Annotated in this window: 2 protein-coding genes and 1 pseudogene; all 3 read right to left on the reverse strand. The window is 62.6% G+C overall.

Annotated elements, in window-relative coordinates; translation table 11 throughout:
• Window positions 1-203 (reverse strand): annotated as a pseudogene (locus CAK78_RS10655) (IS5/IS1182 family transposase); the annotation flags it as partial.
• A gap of 89 nt (window positions 204-292) precedes the next feature.
• Window positions 293-1666, reverse strand: a complete 1374-nt coding sequence (locus tag CAK78_RS10660) for an efflux transporter outer membrane subunit (protein ID WP_094697241.1) — start codon at window positions 1664-1666, stop codon at window positions 293-295.
• A partial coding sequence (locus tag CAK78_RS10665; protein ID WP_141214174.1) for an efflux RND transporter permease subunit occupies window positions 1659-4810 on the reverse strand: 3152 nt, incomplete at its 5' end. The genes CAK78_RS10665 and CAK78_RS10660, both read right to left, overlap by 8 nt.

Below are 4810 nucleotides of genomic sequence, written 5' to 3' on the forward strand. Positions count from 1 at the left end.
TGCTGCATACAGTGAATGCGGAGCATGGTATCGAGTGGGTAGGGACGACGCCCGTTACCAGCTTTGGGATAGACGGGTTCGATGACCCCCAGCATCCTTGGCCATGGGAGCACAGCCTCCATGCGAGCCAAGAATATCTCTTTACGGGTTTTACGGCGTTTGCCATTGAACTCGCAGTCCGCGAAGGTGAGCTGGTGACTCATGCTGAACCTCATCCCTGATGCCAAGTGGGGTTCATGATCTCACATCAAGGACTTGTTCGCACTTTCCTTAGAATGTACAGATCTAGTTATCACCAACCACCCCCTACGGCTTTGTAGAGCGAGACCTGGTTGCTGAGCTGCGCCAGACGGGTAGTGATCAGCCCTTGTTTGGCGCTGAACAGCGAGCGTTGGGCATCGAGCCGGGCGAGATAACTGTCCACCCCCTTCTCGTAGCGCACCTCCGCCAGCTTGAAGTAGGTCTGGTTCGCCTCCACCAGTGCCTGTTGGGCCTGCAGTTGCCGCTGATAGTCAGCCTGGGCACCCAGCGTATCTGCCACTTCCTTGAACGCGGTCTGGATGCTCTTCTCGTAGCTCGCTACCGCCTGCCTGGTGCTCACCTCGGCCACGTCCAGATCCGCGATGCGCTTGCCACCGTCAAAAATCGGCAGGTTGATCTGCGGCATAAAGGTCCAGGTGCCGGTGCCGCCGTCAAACAGCCCGCTCAACTGGTTGCTGGCGGTGCCCGCCGTCGCGGTCAGCGAGATGGTCGGGAAGAAGGCCGCACGGGCGGCGCCGATATTGGCATTGGCCGCCTTCAGGCTGTGCTCGGCCGCCAGGATGTCCGGGCGCTGTTGCAGCAGGCTGGATGGGGCACCCACCGGGATGGCCGCCAGCTGCACCTCGGCCAGGGTCGCCGGCTCGGTCATCAACGCGGGGACGCCAGTCCCGAGCAGCAGCGCCAGGCCATTTCTGTCCTGTTTCACCTGCCGTTGATACTGGGCCAGGCTCACCTTGGCGCTCTCCAGCGCGGTACGGCCCTGGGCCAGCTCCATCTCGGAGGCCGCCCCCAGCCGGTACTTGTGCTCGGTCAGACCATAGCTCTCTTGCTCGGTGGCCAGGGTAGCCTCGCTCAGTGCCAGCAACTCCTGATCCGCCAGCAGGGTGAGATAGGCGTTGGCCACCGAGGCTACCAGCGCGATCTGGGTGCTGCGCTGGGTCTCCACCTGCGCCAGATAGGTCTCCAGCGCCTGATCTTTCAGACTCTGGATCCGGCCGAACAGGTCCAGCTCGTAGGCGGTGATGCCGATGTTGGCGCCGTACTGGCTGCTGATGGTGCCCTGCCCCGTGCTGCTGAGATCGTCCGATCCCTGCTGGCGAGAGCCCGAGCCATTGGCCGCCAGGGTCGGCAGCTGTGCCGCCCGCTGGATCCGGTATCTGGCCTCGTAGGCCTCCACGTTGAGGGCCGCGATACGCAGATCCCGGTTGTTCTCGAGAGCCGTGGCGATCAACTGCTGCAGGGCGGGATCGAGGAACTGCTGGCGCCAGGAGGAGACGGCCGCCTCCCCCGTCTGGTTGCTCTGCCAGGTAGCGCCTTGCGGCAGTGCCGGGCGCTGGTAATCGGGGGCCATGGAACAGCCCCCCAGCAGCAGAGTCACGCTCAGGGCGATCAGGGTCTTAGTCATGTTTGGTCTCCTCGGCATGGGCCAGACGCGCTTGCTTGGTGCTGTGTTTGGTGAAATAGCGCATCACCAGCACGAAGAACAGCGGCACAAAGAAGATGGCCAGCACGGTGGCACTGATCATCCCCCCCATCACGCCGGTACCGATGGCGTTGCGGCTGCTGGCACCGGCGCCGGTACTGATCACCAGCGGCAATACGCCGAGGATGAAGGCGAGCGAGGTCATCAGGATCGGACGCAGACGCAGGCGCGCTGCCTCCACCACGGCTTCGCTCAGCCCCATGCCCCTGTCATAGAGCTCCTTGGCAAATTCCACGATCAGAATCGCGTTCTTGGCCGACAGCCCTATGGTGGTGAGCAGGCCCACCTGGAAGTAGACATCGTTCTCCAGCCCACGCAGGGTGGCGGCCACAATGGCTCCCAGCACCCCGAGCGGTACCACCAGCATCACCGAGAACGGAATACTCCAGCTCTCGTAGAGGGCGGCCAGACAGAGGAACACCACCAGCAGCGAGATGGCGTAGAGGGCCGGCGCCTGAGAGCCCGCCTGCCGCTCCTGATAGGAGAGACCGGTCCACTCGATGCCGATGCCTTCCGGCAGCTGCTTCACCATCTGCTCGATGGCGGCCATGGCGTCACCGGTACTCTTGCCCGGCGCCTGAGAGCCCGCCTGCCGCTCCTGATAGGAGAGACCGGTCCACTCGATGCCGATGCCTTCCGGCAGCTGCTTCACCATCTGCTCGATGGCGGCCATGGCGTCACCGGTACTCTTGCCCGGCGCCGCTTCCCCGACGATCTCCATCGCCGGCACACCGTTGTAACGCTCCAGCCGTGGCGAGCCGAAGCTCCAGTCGGTGCTGGCAAAGGCAGAGAAAGGCACCATCTGACCGGCGCTGTTGCGCACGTACCAGAGCTTGAGATCTTCCGGGTTCATCCGGAAGGGGGCATCCGCCTGCAGGTAGACCTTCTTGACCCGACCTCTGTCGACAAAGTCGTTCACATAGGCAGAGCCCCAGGCACTGGAGAGCGTGCTGTTGATGTCGCTGATGGAGAGCCCCTGCGCCAACGCCTTCTCGTAGTCGATCTTGATGTCGAGCTGGGGAGTGTCTTCCATCCCGTTCGGGCGCACCCGCACCAGGTTCGGGTCCTGCGCCGCCATGCCGAGCAGCTGGTTACGCGCCGCCATCAGCTTGTCGTGGCCCACGCCGGCCCGATCCTGCAGGAAGAAGTCAAAACCGGTCGCCGTCCCGAGCTCCGGGATCGGAGGCAGGTTGAAGGCGAACACCTGGGCTTCCTTGATGCTGAACAGGTAGCCCATGGCGCGGCCGATGATGGCATTGGCACTGCGATCCGGCGTGTTGCGCTCCTTCCAGTCTTTCAGCTTGATGAAGGCCATGCCGCTGTTCTGACCGCTACCGGCGAAGCTGAAGCCCGCCACCGTCAGCACGGAGTCGACGTTGTCCTTCTCGTTCTTCATGAAGTAGTCGCGCATGTCGGCCAGCACCACCTCGGTGCGCTGCTTGGTGGCACCGACCGGCAGCTGCACCATGGACATGATGAACCCCTGATCCTCTTCCGGCAGGAAGGAGGTGGGCATGCGCATGAACAGGATGGCCAGTACCGCCAGCATGGCGGCATAGATGATGCCGTAGCGCACCCCTTGCTTGACCACCTTGCGCACCCCGCTCTGGTAGCGGTTGGCGCTGGCGTCGAAGGCCCGGTTGAACCAGTCGAAGAAACCGCGCTTGGCACCGAACTCGCCATGCTTGATGGGCTTGAGCAGGGTGGCGCACAGGGCCGGGGTCAGGATCAGCGCCACCAGCACCGACAGCACCATGGCCGAGACGATGGTGAGGGAGAACTGGCGATAGATGGCACCGGTGGAGCCGCCGAAGAAGGCCATCGGCACGAACACCGCCGAGAGCACCAGGGCGATCCCCACCAGGGCACCGGTGATCTGGGTCATGGACTTGCGGGTCGCCTCAAGCGGAGAGAGATCCTCCTCGCTCATCAGGCGCTCCACGTTCTCCACCACCACGATGGCGTCATCCACCAGGAGGCCGATGGCCAGCACCAGACCGAACATTGTCAAACTATTAATTGAGAAGCCGAACGCCGCCATGACGCCGAAGGTGCCCAGCAGCACCACGGGCACCGCGATGGTCGGGATCAGGGTGGCGCGGAAGTTCTGCAGGAACAGATACATAACGCAGAACACCAGGAAGATCGCCTCCACCAGGGTCTGCACCACCTCCTCGATGGAGATCTTCACGAACGGTGTGGTGTCGTAGGGATAGACGATCTCCATGTTGGCCGGAAAGTAGGTGGAAAGCTCATTCAGCTTGCCGCGCACCTTCTCGGCGGTATCCAGCGCGTTGGCACCTGTGGCCAGCTTGATGGCAACAGCCGCGGTGGACTGACCGTTATAGTTAACTGACATATCATGACTTTCTCCCGCCAGTTCAACCCGGGCTACATCCTGAATTCGTACCTTGGAGCCGTCCTGGTTAACCCGCAGCAGGATGTCGTTGAACTGCGCCACGGTGGAGAGTCGGGCCTGCCCCATGATGGTGGCGGTGAACTGCTGATCGGTCACCGCCGGGGTGCCCCCCAGCTTGCCGAACGCCACCTGGGCATTCTGTGCCTTGATGGCGGCCTGCACATCCCCCGGGGTCATCTGCACCCGGTTGAGCTTGTTGGGATCGAGCCAGACCCGCATGGAGTACTGGCTGCCGAACAAGGTGATGTCCCCTACCCCGTCCAGACGACTGAGCGGCTCCTTGATGTTGGCCACCACATAGTCAGCCAGGTCATCGTTGGTCATGGTGCCATCTTTGGAGATGAAGGCGGCCACCATCATAAAACTGCTGGAGGTCTTCTGTACTTGGATCCCTTGCTGCTGCACCTCTTGCGGCAACAGCGACATGGCTTGCTGCAGCTTGTTCTGCACCTGCACCTGGGCGATGTCGGGGTCGGTACCTGCCTGGAAGGTGAGGGTCACCGACACACCTCCAAATGAATCTGACTGGGAAGACATGTAGAGCAGGTGATCCAGCCCGGTCATGTTCTGCTCGATGATCTGGGTCACCGAGTCTTCCACCGTCTTGGCGGAGGCGCCCGGGTAGCTGGCGGAGATGCCCACCGCCG

The sequence above is a fragment of the Aeromonas sp. A35_P genome, assembly GCF_002259925.1.
GTDB classification, from domain to species: Bacteria; Pseudomonadota; Gammaproteobacteria; order Enterobacterales; family Aeromonadaceae; genus Aeromonas; species Aeromonas dhakensis.